Raw genomic sequence first — 15033 nt, 5'->3', positions numbered from 1 at the left:
AAGAGCGAGCGTGCGCGTACCCAGCGTCAGATGCGCCAGTGTGTCACAGTCCGATTTCACGCCCGGCGCGCGCGTACCCCGGGAACTGCTCGGGCGCGCACCGCACTTCCTGCCAGCCCGGCCCGGTGAGGACGCCGTCGCCGAGCAGTTGCCGCCACTCCCCCGCCGGTACGTACAGCTCGCGGCGCCCGCCCGGCTCCAGCAGCGGGGCCACCAGCACATCGGGCCCCAGCAGGTACTGGAGCTGGGCGTCGCGCGCGCAGCGGTCCCCGGGGAAGGCCAGCGGCATCGGCCGCAGCAGCGGCAGCCCGCCGTCCACGGTGGCGCGCGCGGCGCAGGCGGCGACGTACGGGGCCAGCCGGCGCCGCAGCCGGCAGGCGGCGACGGCGGCGGAGCGGAAGGGCTCCGGATAGGCGGTCGGCTCCCGGCGGCCCATCCCGTGGAACCGCATGATCGGGGAGAACGCGGCCCACTGCGCCCAGCGCGCGTACAGTTCGGGCTCCACGTCGGTGGGCACCTCGCCGGGTGTCATCTTCCGGCGCACCACGGCGGCCTGCGCGTAGGAGTCGGGGGTGTAGTAGCCGCCGGCGTCGTGGGTGACCACCGAGCAGCCGCTGAGTGCCATCGACAGCACGGCCCGCAGTGTGGTGGCAAGACCGCTCCAGCTGGAGGGCATGTCGCCGGCCCAGTGCGCGGGGTAGCGCTGCGATCCGGCGGTGCCGGAGCGGGCGATGGCGGTGAAGTCCCCGGCCCGGGCGCGCAGTCCGGCCTCCCGGACCACGTTCTGGTAGAGCAGCCCGTAGGCGTTGCGCCGCTGGCTGCCGCGGCTGCCGTCGGCGAAGACCGCGTCGTCCGGGATCTCCTCGCCGAAGTCGGCGAGGACGGCGCTGTTGTGTTCCTCGCGCAGGGTGGCGGCCAGGCGTTCGCACCACCAGGCGCGGGCCTCGGGGTGGGTGAAGTCGACGACGAGGGAGTCCGGGTTGTCGGCGGTGGGCGCCGGGGCGCCGTCCGGGTCCCGGATGAGGTAGCCGCGCCGGATCAGTTCGTCGGCGAGCGGGGTGCCGCGGGTGACGTACGGGTTGATCCACAGGCTGGTGCGCACTCCGCGCCGGGCCAGCTCGCGCGCCCAGTCCTGCGGGAAGCGGCGCCGGTCGGGGCCGTAGGTCCAGGCGGCGGCCTCCAGGACGTTGCCCGCCAGCCATTCGTCGGCGTGGATGACGTCCACCGGGCAGTCGGCGGCGCGCAGTTCGTCGACGGTGGCGACCATCTCCTCGGCGGTGAAGTACGAGGAGCGGCTCATCCACACCCCGAACGCCCAGTCGGGCAGCGGGTGCGGGCGGCCGGTCAGGGTGAGGTAGCGGTCCAGGATGGTGGGGGCGTCGCCGCTGATGAGGAAGAGGTCGAGGTCCTCGCCGTGGATCTCGATGCGGGCGGCCTCGGAGTGGGTGGCGCCGAGGTCGGCGTCGACCGGGCCGCCGGTGTGCGCGAACAGGCCCCAGCCGGCGTCCGACCACAGCAGCGGCACATTGAGGTAGGCGGTGTCGCGGCCCGCGGCGCGGTTCTCCTCCTTGTTGCGCAGGGAACGGCGCCGGCCGCGCAGATCGATGCCCTGGTAGCTCTCGCCGCCGCCGTACACGGCCGCGCCCGGGTTGAGGTGGATGGTCTCCACCCAGGAGGCGGAGCGGTGGTGCCGGGTGGCGGGCCGGTAGCCGGAGCGGAAGTACCCGATGGCCTCCTCCGGTTCGCTGAAGCGGTGGTAGGAGCCGAAGTGGAACCCCTGCCGCACGCCCCGGTCCCAGTACGCCCGCACCCCGGGCCCGGTGATCTCCACGCCCTGCCCGGTGGTGCGCAGCCGGGCCGGCCGGTGCGGGGCGTCCACCAGGACCGGGGAGTCCGGGCGCGGCCCGGGCCGGTCGGCGAGCCGCAGCCGCAGTACGCCCTCCAGCGGCACGGTGCACTCCAGCCGGGCGGTGGTCCCGGAGGCGAGGGTCACCCGCAGATACCGGCCGTCCGTCTCCGGTCCGGCAGCCGCGTACGGGTCGCTGTGCCTGGTCACCGGCCCCGCGTACCCGGGCGGCCGGGGCGGAAACCGGGGGTTTCGGACCGGCCGGCGCGGCTACCCGGGGCGCATGACACTCACGGTGGAGCGGCGCGCCGCGGTGCTCGGCGCGGACGAGCTGGCGGCGCTGGACGCCCGCTGGCGGGCGGCGAACTATCTCACGGCCGGGCAGCTGTACCTGCTGGGCAACCCCCTGCTGACGGAGCCGCTGCGGCCCGAGCACATCAAGCCGCGGCTGCTGGGACACTGGGGCACCTGCCCGGGGCTCAATCTGCTGCACGCGCACCTCAACCGGCTGATCACCGCCCGGGACCTGGAGACGATGTGCGTGTGGGGCCCCGGGCACGGCGGGCCGGCGGTGGTGGCGAACACCTGGCTGGACGGCACCTGGAGCGAGGTCTACCCGGACGTGCCGCGCGACGGGGCGGGGATGGCGCGGCTGTTCCGGCAGTTCTCGTTCCCGGGCGGGATCCCCAGCCATGTGGCGCCCGAGGTGCCGGGCTCGATCCACGAGGGCGGCGAGCTGGGGTACAGCCTGGCGCACGCGTACGGGGCGGCGCTGGACAACCCCCGGCTGCTGGTGGCGTGCGTGATCGGCGACGGCGAGGCGGAGACCGGGCCGCTGGCCGCCTCCTGGCACGCGAACAAGTTCCTCGATCCGGTGCACGACGGCGCGGTGCTGCCGGTGCTGCACCTCAACGGCTGGAAGATCGCCAACCCGACGGTGTACGCCCGGATGCCCGAGGAGGAGCTGGCCGAGCTGCTGCGCGGCTACGGCCACGATCCGCTGTTCGTGTCCGGCGACCGGCCCGAGCTGGTGCACCGGGAGCTGGCCGGCGCGCTGGAGCTGGCGGTGGACCGGATCCGGCGGATCCAGCGGACGGCGCGCGAGGCCCCGGCCGGGGCGGTACGGGAGCGGGCCCGCTGGCCGGTGGTCGTGCTGCGGACCCCGAAGGGCTGGACGGGCCCGGAGGAGGTGGACGGGCTGCCGGTGGCCGGTACCTGGCGCTCGCACCAGGTGCCGCTGTCCACGGTGCGGGAGAACCCGCGTCATCTGCGGCAGCTGGAGACGTGGCTGCGCTCGTACCGTCCCGACGAGCTGTTCGACGAGCGGGGCCGGCCGCGCGAGGCGGTGCTGGCGCAGGTGCCGCGCGGGTCGCGGCGGCTGGGCAGTTCCCCGCACGCCAACGGCGGGCTGCTGCTGCGCGAGCTGCCGATCCCGCCGCTGGAGTCGGCGGCGGTGCGGGTGGCGCGGCCGGGCGCGGGGACGCACGAGCCGACCCGGGTGCTGGGCACGCTGCTGACCGAGCTGATGCGGGCCACCGCGTCCCGCCGGGACTTCCGGATGGTGGGCCCGGACGAGACGGCGTCCAACCGGCTGGACGAGGTGTACGAGGCCACCGGCAAGGAGTGGGAGAGCGCCGTGCTGGAGGTGGACCGGCATCTGCGGCACGGCGGCCGGGTGATGGAGGTGCTGTCGGAGCATCTGTGCCAGGGCTGGCTGGAGGGCTATCTGCTCACCGGGCGGCACGGCCTGTTCTCCAGCTACGAGGCGTTCGTGCACATCGTGGACTCGATGGCGAACCAGCACATCAAGTGGCTGCGGACCTCGCGGCGGCTGCCGTGGCGGCAGCCGATCGCCTCGCTCAACTACCTGCTCACCTCGCATGTGTGGCGGCAGGACCACAACGGCTTCTCGCACCAGGACCCGGGCTTCGTGGACCATGTGCTGAACAAGAGCCCGGAGGTGGTCCGGGTCTATCTGCCGCCGGACGCCAACACGCTGCTGGTGTGCGCCGATCACGTGCTGCGCAGCCGGGACTACGTGAATGTGGTGGTGGCGGGCAAGCAGCCGTGCTTCGACTGGCTGGACCTGGAGCAGGCGCGGGCGCACTGCGCGCGCGGCGCCGGGGTCTGGGAGTGGGCGGGCAGCGAGCGGCAGGGCGGGGAGCCGGATGTGGTGCTGGCCTGCGCCGGGGACGTACCCACCCAGGAGGTGCTGGCGGCGGCCTGGCTGCTGCGCCGCGAGCTGCCGGGGCTCGCGGTGCGGGTGGTGAACGTGGTGGACATGGCCCGGCTGCTGCCGCCGGAGGAGCATCCGCACGGGATGCCGGACGGCGAGTACGACGCGCTGTTCACCCGGGACCGGCCGGTGATCTTCGCGTACCACGGGTATCCGTGGCTGATCCACCGGCTCACCTACCGGCGGGCCGGGCACGGGCAGCTGCATGTGCGCGGCTACCGGGAGGAGGGCACGACCACGACGCCCTTCGACATGGTGGTGCGCAACGACTTGGACCGCTACCGGCTGGTGATGGATGTGATCGACCGGGTGCCGGGGCTCGCGGTGCGGGCGGCGGACGTACGGCAGCGGATGGCCGATGTGCGGTTCCGGCACGAGCGGTGGATCCGGGAGCACGGCGAGGATCTGCCGGAGGTGGCGGGCTGGCGCTGGGACGCGGACTGAGTCCGGCCCCGGGCGGGGGGCCGGTCCGGGTCACAGCTCGCCGGCGGCGGCCTCGATCATCTTGAGCGACTGCTGCTGGTCGAGGGCGCTGCTGAGCAGGTCGTTGAAGGCGTCCCCGTAGCGTTCCACGTCGTCGGGGCGGCGGGTGATGCCGGAGCCGGCCAGGTTCTCCAGGTAGACGATGGGCCGCATGCCCTGCTGGCGGAAGCGGATCACCACGAACGGGCCGCTCATCCCGGCATGGGCGCCCGCGCTGAACGGCACCACCAGCACCCGGATGTGCGCCTGCCCGGCGGCGAGCGCGGCGATGTGCGCCAGCTGGCCGCGCATCACCTCGGTGCCGCCGACGGGGCGGCGCAGCACCGCCTCGTTGATGATGGCGGTGAGCTTGGGGGCGCCCTCGGCGCGCAGCACCTTGCTGCGGGTCATGCGCACGGCGGTGAGGCGTTCGACCTGGTCGGCGGAGACGTCCGCCGGGCGGGTCTGGTGGATGGCGCGGCTGTACTCCTCGGTCTGGAGCAGCCCGGGCACGTACTCGGACTGGTAGCTGTGCAGTTGGGCGGCGCTGGCCTCCAGGGCGAGGTACGCCTGGAAGCCGGGGGAGATCACCGAGCGGTACTCGGGCGACTGCCACCAGTCCTTCTTCGTCTTGGTGACGACGGCGTAGCTCTCCAGCCGGGCGGCGGTCTCGGCGTCCGCCTCGTACAGGCGGCACAGCAGCATCACGTCGGAGGGTTTGACGACGCCGTCGCTGCCGGTCTCCAGGCGGGTCATCTTGGAGGCCGCCCAGTGGAAGCGGCGGGCGACCTCGCCGGCGGTGAGCCGGGACTCCTCGCGCAGCCGGCGCAGTTCGCTGCTCAGATGGAGCCGGCACAGGGCGGGCGACGCGGATTCGATGGTGCGGACCATGCAGCCTCCTCGGGAGTACGCCCCTGCCGCGGACGTCGCGGTCGCGGTACGGGTTCCGCGCCGCAGGGGGCTTTCGGGAGTATGCCGAGGCGCCGCGCAATTCCGCCAACGAATCCGGCGGGAACAGCAGTGCAGGTGTGATGACGGGCTTGTGCTCAGTGCCCGGGTCCATGGAATTCCGTGGTGGACATTCGGCGGCGGGCGGTGCCGGGCCGCCGGGCGAGCCGGCGGGCGAGGCGCCGGGGCAGCACCACCCACAGTCCGGTGCAGGCGAGGAAGGCGCCCGCGGCGGCCAGCAGTCCGGCGGTGCGGGAGACCACGACGTCGACCACCAGCAGCAGCGAACCGGTCAGGGCGAGGCCGAGCGCGCCGAGCCCGAAGGCGGCGAGCCGCGAGGAGACCTCCACGATGTGCCGCTTGGCGCCGCGCCGGAACAGGCCGCGGTGCAGGGCGGCGGGCGCGGTGAACAGGATGCTGGCCGCCATCGCCAGCAGCAGGGTGGTGAGGTAGGTGCCGCGCTGGAAGGCGTCGAGCACGGGGAAGCGGGCGCTGAAGGCCAGAATGAGGAGGAACGCGAAGAGGATCTGGACGCCGGTCTGGGTGACCCGCAGCTCCTGGAGCAGTTCGGCGAAGTTGCGGTCGTCGCGCTCGCGCGGGGTCTCCCGTCTGCCCCTCACCGGTGCCCGTCGCATGCCGCCATTGTCGCGTGCGGGGCACGGGGCCGCAGGTGGAGCGGGTGGCGGGCTGCGGCAGGATGCCTCGCATGCGTATGCGGATACTGGTGCTGGGCGGGACGTGGTTCCTCGGGCGCGCGGTCGTCGAGGGCGCGCTGCGGCGCGGCTGGGAAGTGACCACGTTCAACCGGGGGCGCTCGGCGGCCGACAGCCCCGGGGTCCGGCCGGTGCGCGGGGACCGGGCGACCGCGGCCGATCTGCGGCGGCTGGCGGAGGAGGGGCCCTGGGACGCGGTGCTCGACACCTCGGCGCCCGGGATCGCCCCGGAGGCGGTACGGGCGGGGGCCGCCGCGCTGGAGCCGGTCGCGGGGCGGTACCTCCTGGTGTCCTCGGCCGAGGTCTACCGGGGCGGCGGCGCCGGGCCGCGGACCGAGTCGTCCGCGCTGCACGGGGACGGCGGCGACGGTGCCGGGCCGCGCGCGGCGGCGGCCGAAGGCGCGGTCGGCGGCCTCTTCGGCGCCGCGCGCACGGTGGTGCTGCGGCCGTGGGCGGTCCTGGGCCCGGGCGAGTACGCCGGCCGGCTGGAGTGGTGGCTGCGCCGGGCCCGGCGCGGCGGACCGATGCTGGCACCGGGCGATCCGGGGCGGTGCGTCCAGCCGGTGGACGTCCGGGACGCCGCCGCGTTCGCGCTGCGGCTGGCCGCGGACGGTGGCGCGGCCGGGGCGTACAACGTGGTGGCGCCGATCGGGCGGGAGACGATGGGCGGCCTGGTGCAGGACTGTGTGACCGTCACCGGGCGGCGGGCCGTGCCGCGCTGGGCGGACGGCGCGGTGCTGCGGGCGCACGGGGTGCGGCCGGGCACGGAGCTGCCGCTGTGGCCGGGCGGGGACGGCGGCCGGCCGGTGTCCCCGGCCGCCGCGCACCGGGCCGGTCTGGTCTGCCGGCCGCTGGCCGAGACGGTGATGGACACCTGGGCGTGGCTGGAGTCCGGCGGGCGGCCGGTGCCGCACCCGCGGCACGCGCGGCAGGGGATCGCGCCGGAGAAGGAGGCGGCGATCCTGGCCGCGCTCGCGGCGGAGCGCTGACCGCACGGACCCGCACGGCCCCGCGCCGTCCCGCCCCGCCGCGCCGTCCCGCCCCCGCGCCCGGCTGCCGCGCTGCAACCTTTCCGGCGCCCGCCCCGTGAAAAGGGTGAAAGGGGGGCTCATGCGCCGCCACGAAGAACAGCAGTTCCGGGACTTCGCCGCACGGGAGGCCGGCTCGCTGCGCCGTACCGCCTATCTCCTGTGCGGCGACTGGCATCTGGCGGAGGATCTGATGCAGACCGCGCTGATCAAGGTGTACCGCTCCTGGCCGCGGCTGGACCGGCACGGGGAGCTCCAGCCGTTCGTGCGCCGGGTGCTGCTGCGCACCTGGCTGGACGAGAAGCGCAAGCCCTGGCGCCGCTCCGAGCAGAGCTTCTCCGCGGTCCCCGAGGTCGTCGACCCGGCGGCCGGTCCCGAGGACGTCGCCGACCGGATGCACCTGCGCGGGCTGGTGCACGGGGCGCTGCTGCGGCTGCCGCCCCGGCAGCGGGCGACCGTGGTGCTGCGGTTCTTCGACGATCTGTCGATCGCGGACACCGCCGTGGCGCTGGGCTGCTCGGAGGGCAATGTGAAGAGCCAGACGGCGCGCGGCCTCTCCGCGCTGCGCGGGCATCTCGGCCGGTACCGGAGCGCCCCGGCGCTCAGCGGGCCGCGCGCGCTGAGCCGGCTGTCATGAGGGAGGACGAGATCCGCCGGCTGCTGGCCCGCGCGGCGGCGGACGAGCCCCCGCTGCGCCTCGACCTGGACGCCCTGGTCGGCCGGGCCCGGCACGAGCGGCGGCGGCGGCGTGCGCTGACCGGCGCCGTACTGGGCACCGTGCTGATCGCCGTCGCCGGCACCACCCTGCCCGGCCTGCTGTCGCCCACCCCGCCGCTGCCGGCCCCGGTGCCGCCGGCCACCGCGCCGGCCACGGCCACACCGGCTCCCGGTCCCGGCACCGAGGTACCGGTGCCGCTGCTGTGGCCGGCCCCGGAGCAGTTCTCGTACAGCGCGGAGCAGTACGCGGCGGTGGCGCAGGACATCGGTGCCCGGCTCGCGTCGGTCCCGGCCGGCGCGGCGAAGGGCTTCGAGATCGGGTGGGTGCGGGACGACAGCGCGTACCCCGGTTCGGAGAGCACCCTGTTCACCTGGGAGTTCGCCCTGACGCTGACCGCCGGGGGCCAGGAGTTCGAGGCCACCGTGCGGCTGGAGAGCCTGTCCTTCGGCAGCCTGGAGCCGCCGGCCTGCCGGGCCGGGGCGGACGCCGGGGCGGACGGCCCGTGCCGGGTCCTGGCCGACGCGGCTGCCCGCATCGACGTGCCGGACGACGGGACGGTGCACGACACCGCTCCGGAGGCCGTCGTGGTGACCGCGGGGCCGGTCACCACGCTGGAGCGCCGGATCTCCGCCTTCCAGAGCGTGTCGGTGACGGTCACCGGCGACCCGGCGGTGCCGAGGCCGCTGGACGACGTCCAAATGGATGACATCGCCCGCCTTCTCATCGCATAGCGGTACCAGCGGGCAGTCGACAAAGAAGAGTATCCGTGACGGTTCGGCGACGTTTGACGGTGAATGCTCCATGAAGTCCTCTGTGCGCAGACTGCGGATCGGCTGGTTCCTGGGTGCCTCGGCGGCCTCGGCGGTGATACTCCTCGCCCTGGCCGGCCCGTCCGCCCAGCTGCTCCCCCACGATCCGCAGGGCGCCAAGAACGGCACCGGCGATCCCACGGTCGGCGTCGCCGCCCCCCGGCCCGGCCCCGAGGGCGGTGGTTCCGGTACCGGCGAGCGGGGCGCGGACGGGGCCGCCGAGGAGAGCGGCCCGGAGGAGCCGGCCGGGTACGAGGAGTTGCTGACGACCGTGATCGACCTCGACCCGGAGCTGACCGGCTCCGGGGAGCTGGTCCCGGTCCCCGGCAGCGATGCGGCGGCCGACCCGGACGCGGCCCGCGTGTACCGCTACCGGGTGGATGTGGAGAAGGGCCTGCCGGTGGATCCGGAGTTCTTCGCCGAGGTGGTGCACCGCACGCTGAACGACCCGCGCAGCTGGGGCAGCGACGGGCGGCGCGGGTTCGCCCGGATCTCCGCCGGCACCCCGGATTTCGTGATCACCCTGGCCAGCCCGGGCACCACGGCCGAGTGGTGCGCCAAGGTGGGCCTGGACACCTGGGAGGACAACGTCTCCTGCGATGTGGCCTACACCGAGCGGGTCATGATCAACGCGTGGCGGTTCGCCCGGGGGTCCGACACCTTCGGCGACGACATCGCCGGCTACCGGCACATGGTCATCAACCACGAGGTCGGCCACCGGCTCGGCCACGGGCACCACACCTGTACCACCGAGGGGGCCCTGGCCCCGGTCATGATGCAGCAGACCAAGACCCTGACCACCCCCGGCTCCGACGTCAGCTGTCTGCCGAATCCGTGGCCGAACCCGGAGCGGTGACCAGCAGCAGGGCGAAACGGTCCTGCGGGTCGGTCCACCAGTGGTCCACGGCCAGCCCGGCGGCCAGCAGTTCCTCGGTGAGGCCGGCCCGCCGGAACTTCGTGGAGATCTCCGTACGGGTCTCCTCGCCGCGGCCGAAGTCCACCGTCATGCCCAGCGCCGGGATCCGGACGGTCTGGGAGAACCGGGACCACAGCCGCATCTCCATCCGCTCCTCCTCCTCGTTCCACACGGCGCGGTGGTCGAAGTCGTTGAGGTCGAAGTCGGCTCCCAGTTCGCGGTTGAGGACGCGCAGGACGTTCTTGTTGAACTCCGGGGTGACGCCCTGCTCGTCGTTGTAGGCGCGGCGCATCGTGGCCGGGTCCTTGACCAGGTCCACGCCGAGCAGCAGGGCGTCCTCCGGCCGCAGCAGGCCGCGCAGTTCGGCGTAGAAGGCGGCGCGCCGGGCGGGGTCGAAGTTGCCGAGGGTGCTGCCGAGGAAGGCGATCAGCCGGGGCCCTGGCAGGTCGGGCAGCACCAGCCCGGTGTCGAAGTCGGCGACGGTGGCGTGCACCCGCAGCTCCGGGTAGTCGCGGCACAGGGCGTCGCCGGCCTCCTGGAGCGCCGATTCGCTGACGTCGATGGGCGCGTACAGCTCCAGGGTGCCGGCCGGCGCCGCGCCGCCGGGCGCCGCGCCGGTGGCGGCACCGGGGTCGCCGGGCGGCTCGGCCGTCATGGTGCCGGTGACGGTGACGGCGTCCGGTTCGGGGTCGGGGGGCTCCTCGGCGGGCGGCTTCTTGCGTTTGCGCCCCTTGCCGAGCGCCCGGGGCAGGCCGAGCGCCACGTCCATCGCGGGGCCCAGCTGCGGCCCGGCGGGGCCGGCGGTGGCCACCCCGCTGAGCGCGTCCACCAGCATCCGGGTCTTGCGGGAGGAGCCGGAGCCCAGCTCGACCAGCACCCGGGCGCCGGTGAGTGCGGCGATCTCGGGGGCACGGGCGCGCAGGATCTGCCGCTCGGCGCGGGTCAGGTAGTACTCGGGGAGCCGGGTGATGCGGTCGAAGAGCTTGCTGCCGCGTTCGTCGTAGAACCATTTGGGCGGCAGCGTCTTGGGCATGCCGGTCAGGCCGTTTCTGACGTCCTCGGCCAGCGAGGTGGCCCGGTGGCCGGCGGGCAGCAGGTTCTCCAGGGTGAAGCGGGGGGTGTCCGTCACGGGTTGGTCCCTTCCACGGTGAGGATCGGCGCGGGCCCGGGCCGGCGCGCGGTACGGGGGTGGCCGCGCCCGGCGTCGGACGCGGGCCGCAGCGGGGCGCTGCGCACCCCCGAGCGGGTGGCGAGCACCAGCGAGCCCTCCGGGATCTCCCGCCAGTCGGCCGCGCCGCCGCTGGTGAGTCCGGGGGTGGGCTCGGAGGCGACCAGGACCCGGCCGGGCGTCTGCGCGTACCACAGGGAGTCGCCGTGCCGGGTGGCGATGACGGTGTCCCCGTCGGTGAGCAGCAGGTTCAGCCGGGCGGCGGGGCGGACGGCGGCCACGGCGCGCACCAGGGCGGCGACCGCGTCCACCGGCGGCAGGCCGGCCGCCAGCCGGCGCTCCAGAAGCGTCCACAGCAGGGCGGAGTCGCAGCGGCCGGCCCCGGCGAGCAGGTCGGCGGTGCGCAGCGGTCCGGCGGCCGGGCCGAGGTCGTCGGGGAGGCGCTCCCAGGCGTCGATGGCGCCGTTGTGGGAGAACAGCCAGCGGCCCGAGCGGTACGGGGCGGTGACGGCCTCGTCCGGGCTGGTGCCGGGGGTGGCGGAGCGGACCGCGGCCAGGACGGCGGTGCTGGCGATGGCGGCGGTCAGCTCGGGCAGGTTGCGGTCGTTCCAGATCGGCAGGGCGCGCCGGTAGCGGGCGGGTTCGGCGCCCTCGTACGGGTCGCCGGGGTACCAGCCGATGCCGAAGCCGTCGGCGTTGACCGTGCCGTGCTGCTGTTTGCGCGGCGCCCAGGACTGTTCGTACAGGCTGCCGGGCGGTGCGGTGAGCAGTTCGGCCAGGGAGATCGGGGCGATGCCCAGATAGGCGAGGTGGCGGCACATCAGGGTCTCCCCTCGTCGGCGGGTACGGCGTCGCGGCAGGTGCGGAAGCCGGCGAAGATCTGGCGGCGGACCGGGTGGTCCCAGTTGCGGAAGGTGGAGCGGCAGGCCACCGGGTCGGTGGCGAAGGAGCCGCCGCGCAGCACCTTGTACGGGCTCGGGGCGCCGGGCGCGGGGAAGAAGACCTCGCTGTACTCGCGGTAGGGGAAGGCGGTGAACCCGGGGTAGGGGGTGAAGCCGGAGGCGGTCCACTCCCAGACGTCGCCGAGCAGTTGCCGGGCGCCGCTGGGGGCGGCGCCGGCCGGGTGGGAGCCGGCCGGGGCGGGCTGGAGGTGGCGCTGGCCGAGCCCGGCCCGGTCGGGCTCGGGGCTGTCGTCGCCCCAGGGGTAGCGCGTGTCGCGCCCGGTGGCCGGGTCGTGGCGGGCGGCCTTCTCCCATTCGGCCTCGGTGGGCAGCCGGCGGCCGGCCCAGCGGGCGTACGCGTCGGCCTCGTACCAGCACACGTGCAGCACGGGCTGGTCGGGCGGCACCGGTTCGGTGCGGCCGAAGCGGCGCCGGTACCAGGAGCCGTGCGCGCCGTCGCGCTGCCAGAACTGCGGGGCGCTGAGGTCCGCGCGGATCCGGTGCTCCCAGCCGGCCGGGTCCCACCAGCGGGGGTCGGCGTAGCCGCCGTCGTCGATGAAGTCCTGGTAGGCGGCGTTGGTGACGGGCACGGTGTCGAGCCAGAACGGCGGCAGTTCGACGCTGTGGGCGGGGCGTTCGTTGTCCAGGGCCCAGGGGTCGGTGCTGGTGCCCATGGTGAAGGGGCCGCCCGGTACCAGGACCTCGGCGGGCAGGCCGGCGGCGTCCGCCGGGGCGGGCGGGGGCGGCGGGGCGTCGAGCACGGGGGGCCCGGACCGCAGCTGGTGGGTGGCGAGCATGGTCTCGTCGTGCTGCTGTTCGTGCTGGGCGATCATGCCGAAGACGAAGCCGTGGCGGAGCAGCGGGTCGGGGCTGTCCGCGTGGCGGGGGGTGGACTCCAGGATCTCCAGGGCCGCTTCGCGTACCTCGGCGAGGTAGCGGCGGGCCGGCCCGGGTTTCAGCAGCGGCAGGGCGGGGCGGTCGGCGCGCGGGTGCCGGAAGGCGTCGTACAGCGGGTCGAGGTCGGGGCGCAGCGGCGGCCGGCCGCCGGCCCGGCGGACCAGCCAGATCTCCTCCTGGTTGCCGATGTGCGCCAGGTCCCAGCCGAGCGGGGACATCAGCGGGGAGTGCTGGGCCATGAGTTCGTCGTCGCCGAGGCAGTCGGTGAGGGCCAGGGTGCGGCGCCGGGCGGCGTCGAGGACGGCCTCGGGGGCGAGGGCGTCGGCGAGTTCCGCCGGGTCGCGGGGCAGGGTGTACTCGCTCATGGCCGGTACCTCCCGGGGGCGGGCGGATCGGCGGGGCGGTCGGCCTGGTGGGTGGTGTGCTGCCGGTGGACGGGGCCGGGGCGGGCGGGGCGGTCGGGGTGCAGGTGGTCGTCGGCGGGGCAGCGTCCACGGGCGGCGTACCGGTCGGCGAAGTCGGCGACGACGCCGCGCAGGCCGGCGGCGTGCGGGTCGCGGCCGAGCGCTGCGTCGGCGGCGGCGAAGCAGGCGCGGACGGCGCGGCCGAGTTCGGGGTCGGCGGGGCCGCGCTGGGCGGCGCGCAGCCAGACGGCGGTGGGTGGGTGCGGCCGGCCGCGGGTGAGGGGTTCGGTGGCGGCGTGGGCGGCCTCGGCGGCGACCGGGTCGTCGAGCAGGGTGGCGGCGAGGGCCAGCGGTACGGCCCAGCGGTCGCCGCTCTGCGCGTCCACCATGCGCAGTTCGAGCCAGCCGCGCGGGCGGACGGGCGGGAAGAGGGTGCCGAGGTGGTAGTCGAGGTCGTCCGGCCGGGGGCGGTGGTCGCCGAGTGCGCCGCGCAGCCAGGAGCGGAACGTCACTCCGCCGGGCGCGTCCCAGCCGGCGGGCGGGGTGCGGCGGACGCACAGCAGGTGGGCGTCCAGGACGTAGCGGGTCCAGGCGGTACGGGGGTCGGTGTCGGTGGGGTCGGCGTCGGGCGGCCGGGTGCGGGTGGGGTCCATGCGGGCCCAGATGGCCTGCCGGGTGGAGACCCAGCCGGTGCGGCGGCCCCGCCACAGCGGGGAGTTGGCGAACGCGGCGACCAGCACCGGGCCGAGCCGGTGGGCGAGCCGCCAGCGGTAGCGGTAGCCGGTGGGGCCGTCCGAGTCGTCGCCCGCGTCGAGGTTGATCTGGACGGAGGCGGTGGCCCGCATCATCACCCGGCCCCACGGTCCTGCCCGGTCGAAGGAGGATTCCATGGCGCCGTAGCGGGGGTGGTGCAGGACGCGGGGCAGGTCGCGGACGGGTTCCAGGCCGAGGGGGCCGGTGGCCAGTCCTTCGCCGGCCAGGGCGGAGCGGACGGCGGCGAGGTCGGTGGCGGTGGCGCGGACGGCCTCGGTGAGGGAGGCGGCGGGCGGGGTGCTCAGCTCGACCTGGCCGCCGGGTTCGCGGGTGAGCCGGCTGCCGCAGGGCAGTCCGGCGGTGCCGGGCCGCTCCAGGGCGGCGAGGGCGGCGTCGACACGGCGGGCGGGCACCATGCGGCGCGGGTCGGCGCGGTCGTGGACGAGCCACTCCAGTTCGGCACCGACGCGGCCGGGTGGTCCGGTGGTGAAGCAGGTACCGCCGATGTGGGCCTCGGCGTCGGCTTCCCGCAGGGGGACGGCGGCGGGTGCGGTCGTCATGGGGTGGGCTCCTCGGGTCCGTGGGGGAGGCGGGCGGCGCGGCGGCGCAGGACGGCGGCGGTGAGGGCGGCGGTGGCCAGGAAGGCGAGGCGGGCCGTGCGGGGCCGGTTCAGGCGGTGGCCGGTGAGGTGGTCGGCGGAGTAGCGGCCCGGTCCCGCGATGCCGAGCGCGGCGGCGGTCCAGCCGAGGAGGGCGGGGAACTCGTAGCCGCCGGAGACGGAGAAGAAGCCGCCCGGGGTGTGGACGGCGACCGCCCCGGCCATGGCGCCGGCGGCGACGGCTCCGGCGACGGGGGTGGCGAGTCCGGCCGCGAGCAGGGTGCCGCCGGCCAGCTGGGAGCCTCCGGCGAGCAGGGCGCTGGGGCGGCCGGGGCGGAAGCCCATCCGTTCCATGCCGACGGAGGCGGCGGCGAGGCCAGGGCCGCCGAACCAGCCGAAGAGGATCTGGGCGCCGTGGGCGAAGAGCACCCCGCCGGTGCCGGCGCGCAGCACCAGCAGCCCGGCGTCCTGCCGCCGTGAACGCGCCATGCCGCCTCCCTTTCGGATTTTTCGGCCTTTCCGGACAAACACCTCACCAGTCTCCCGGCCCGCTCCCCGGCCCGCCGCCGCAGGTGACCCATCCGGGCGGGCGGACA

General features: G+C 75.4%; 13 protein-coding genes. 5 read left to right on the top strand and 8 right to left on the bottom strand.

The window, feature by feature from the left end; all coding sequences use genetic code 11:
• Positions 1-43: 43 nt before the first annotated feature.
• Positions 44-2056, bottom strand: coding sequence for a glycoside hydrolase family 31 protein (locus BM385_RS17600; RefSeq protein ID WP_093843620.1), 2013 nt, complete (start codon positions 2054-2056; stop codon positions 44-46).
• 73 nt (positions 2057-2129) lie between these two features.
• Between BM385_RS17600 and BM385_RS17595 the strand changes: the two genes are divergently transcribed.
• On the top strand, positions 2130-4526 hold the full coding sequence (locus BM385_RS17595; protein ID WP_093843619.1) for a phosphoketolase family protein: 2397 nt from the start codon (positions 2130-2132) through the stop codon (positions 4524-4526).
• Positions 4527-4556: 30 nt separating this feature from the next.
• Here BM385_RS17595 and BM385_RS17590 read toward each other — a convergent pair whose 3' ends face one another.
• Together BM385_RS17590 and BM385_RS17585 are read right to left on the bottom strand one after the other, a co-directional pair.
• Entirely contained in the window at positions 4557-5435 is an 879-nt protein-coding gene (locus tag BM385_RS17590; protein ID WP_019436023.1) for a helix-turn-helix domain-containing protein, read from the bottom strand.
• Between the two features lie 155 nt (positions 5436-5590).
• Positions 5591-6127, bottom strand: a complete 537-nt coding sequence (locus tag BM385_RS17585; RefSeq protein ID WP_246337982.1) for a DUF6328 family protein — start codon at positions 6125-6127, stop codon at positions 5591-5593.
• A 71-nt stretch (positions 6128-6198) separates the two neighbouring features.
• On the opposite strand from BM385_RS17585, the gene BM385_RS17580 reads away from it, so the two are divergent.
• The 4 genes from BM385_RS17580 to BM385_RS27870 all read left to right on the top strand — a co-directional run bounded on the left by BM385_RS17580 (position 6199) and on the right by BM385_RS27870 (position 9616).
• Positions 6199-7194: an NAD-dependent epimerase/dehydratase family protein gene (locus BM385_RS17580; RefSeq protein WP_367889604.1), complete on the top strand. Its 996-nt coding sequence runs from the start codon at positions 6199-6201 to the stop codon at positions 7192-7194.
• Positions 7195-7315: 121 nt separating this feature from the next.
• Entirely contained in the window at positions 7316-7870 is a 555-nt protein-coding gene (locus BM385_RS17575; RefSeq protein WP_093843616.1) for an RNA polymerase sigma factor, read from the top strand.
• Positions 7867-8682, top strand: a complete 816-nt coding sequence (locus tag BM385_RS17570; RefSeq protein ID WP_093843615.1) for a hypothetical protein — start codon at positions 7867-7869, stop codon at positions 8680-8682. The genes BM385_RS17575 and BM385_RS17570 overlap by 4 nt, the downstream gene beginning before the upstream one ends.
• Before the next feature lie 70 nt (positions 8683-8752).
• Positions 8753-9616, top strand: coding sequence for a DUF3152 domain-containing protein (locus tag BM385_RS27870; RefSeq protein ID WP_308277284.1), 864 nt, complete (start codon positions 8753-8755; stop codon positions 9614-9616).
• Here the strand turns inward: BM385_RS27870 and BM385_RS27495 are convergent.
• From BM385_RS27495 to BM385_RS17540, 5 genes are read right to left on the bottom strand one after another with little or no spacing between them, the layout of a single operon-like run.
• The gene (locus tag BM385_RS27495) at positions 9576-10781 is read right to left on the bottom strand and encodes an L-histidine N(alpha)-methyltransferase (RefSeq protein ID WP_276034613.1); all 1206 of its coding nucleotides are present in this window, start codon (positions 10779-10781) and stop codon (positions 9576-9578) included. The genes BM385_RS27870 and BM385_RS27495 overlap by 41 nt on opposite strands.
• 20 nt (positions 10782-10801) lie before the next feature.
• Positions 10802-11665 (bottom strand): ergothioneine biosynthesis protein EgtC, encoded by an 864-nt coding sequence (egtC, locus tag BM385_RS17555; RefSeq protein WP_093843614.1) that lies wholly within the window; start codon positions 11663-11665, stop codon positions 10802-10804.
• Positions 11665-13047: an ergothioneine biosynthesis protein EgtB gene (gene egtB / locus BM385_RS17550; RefSeq protein WP_093843613.1), complete on the bottom strand. Its 1383-nt coding sequence runs from the start codon at positions 13045-13047 to the stop codon at positions 11665-11667. Before egtB ends, egtC begins: the two co-directional genes overlap by 1 nt.
• Positions 13044-14399, bottom strand: a complete 1356-nt coding sequence (egtA, locus tag BM385_RS17545; RefSeq protein ID WP_019436032.1) for an ergothioneine biosynthesis glutamate--cysteine ligase EgtA — start codon at positions 14397-14399, stop codon at positions 13044-13046. The genes egtB and egtA overlap by 4 nt, the downstream gene beginning before the upstream one ends.
• Positions 14396-14926, bottom strand: coding sequence for a DoxX family protein (locus BM385_RS17540; protein ID WP_019436033.1), 531 nt, complete (start codon positions 14924-14926; stop codon positions 14396-14398). Before BM385_RS17540 ends, egtA begins: the two co-directional genes overlap by 4 nt.
• Between the last annotated feature and the right edge of the window lie 107 nt (positions 14927-15033).

The organism is Streptomyces harbinensis (genome assembly GCF_900116145.1).
GTDB lineage: Bacteria > Actinomycetota > Actinomycetes > Streptomycetales > Streptomycetaceae > Streptomyces > Streptomyces carpaticus.
The sequence above is the reverse complement of the archived record's forward strand: the minus strand, read 5'-3'. Positions and strand labels throughout refer to the sequence as shown.

What these genes read in the sequence shown, in the direction of transcription:
- BM385_RS17595 (WP_093843619.1), top strand. Translation starts at nt 2,130, where the DNA reads ATGACACTCACGGTGGAGCGGCGCGCCGCGGTGCTCGGCGCGGACGAG.
- BM385_RS17590 (WP_019436023.1), bottom strand. Translation starts at nt 5,435, where the DNA reads ATGGTCCGCACCATCGAATCCGCGTCGCCCGCCCTGTGCCGGCTCCAT.
- BM385_RS17585 (WP_246337982.1), bottom strand. Translation starts at nt 6,127, where the DNA reads ATGCGACGGGCACCGGTGAGGGGCAGACGGGAGACCCCGCGCGAGCGC.
- BM385_RS17580 (WP_367889604.1), top strand. Translation starts at nt 6,199, where the DNA reads ATGCGTATGCGGATACTGGTGCTGGGCGGGACGTGGTTCCTCGGGCGC.
- BM385_RS17575 (WP_093843616.1), top strand. Translation starts at nt 7,316, where the DNA reads ATGCGCCGCCACGAAGAACAGCAGTTCCGGGACTTCGCCGCACGGGAG.
- BM385_RS17570 (WP_093843615.1), top strand. Translation starts at nt 7,867, where the DNA reads ATGAGGGAGGACGAGATCCGCCGGCTGCTGGCCCGCGCGGCGGCGGAC.
- BM385_RS27870 (WP_308277284.1), top strand. Translation starts at nt 8,753, where the DNA reads ATGAAGTCCTCTGTGCGCAGACTGCGGATCGGCTGGTTCCTGGGTGCC.
- egtC (WP_093843614.1), bottom strand. Translation starts at nt 11,665, where the DNA reads ATGTGCCGCCACCTCGCCTATCTGGGCATCGCCCCGATCTCCCTGGCC.
- egtB (WP_093843613.1), bottom strand. Translation starts at nt 13,047, where the DNA reads ATGAGCGAGTACACCCTGCCCCGCGACCCGGCGGAACTCGCCGACGCC.
- egtA (WP_019436032.1), bottom strand. Translation starts at nt 14,399, where the DNA reads ATGACGACCGCACCCGCCGCCGTCCCCCTGCGGGAAGCCGACGCCGAG.
- BM385_RS17540 (WP_019436033.1), bottom strand. Translation starts at nt 14,926, where the DNA reads ATGGCGCGTTCACGGCGGCAGGACGCCGGGCTGCTGGTGCTGCGCGCC.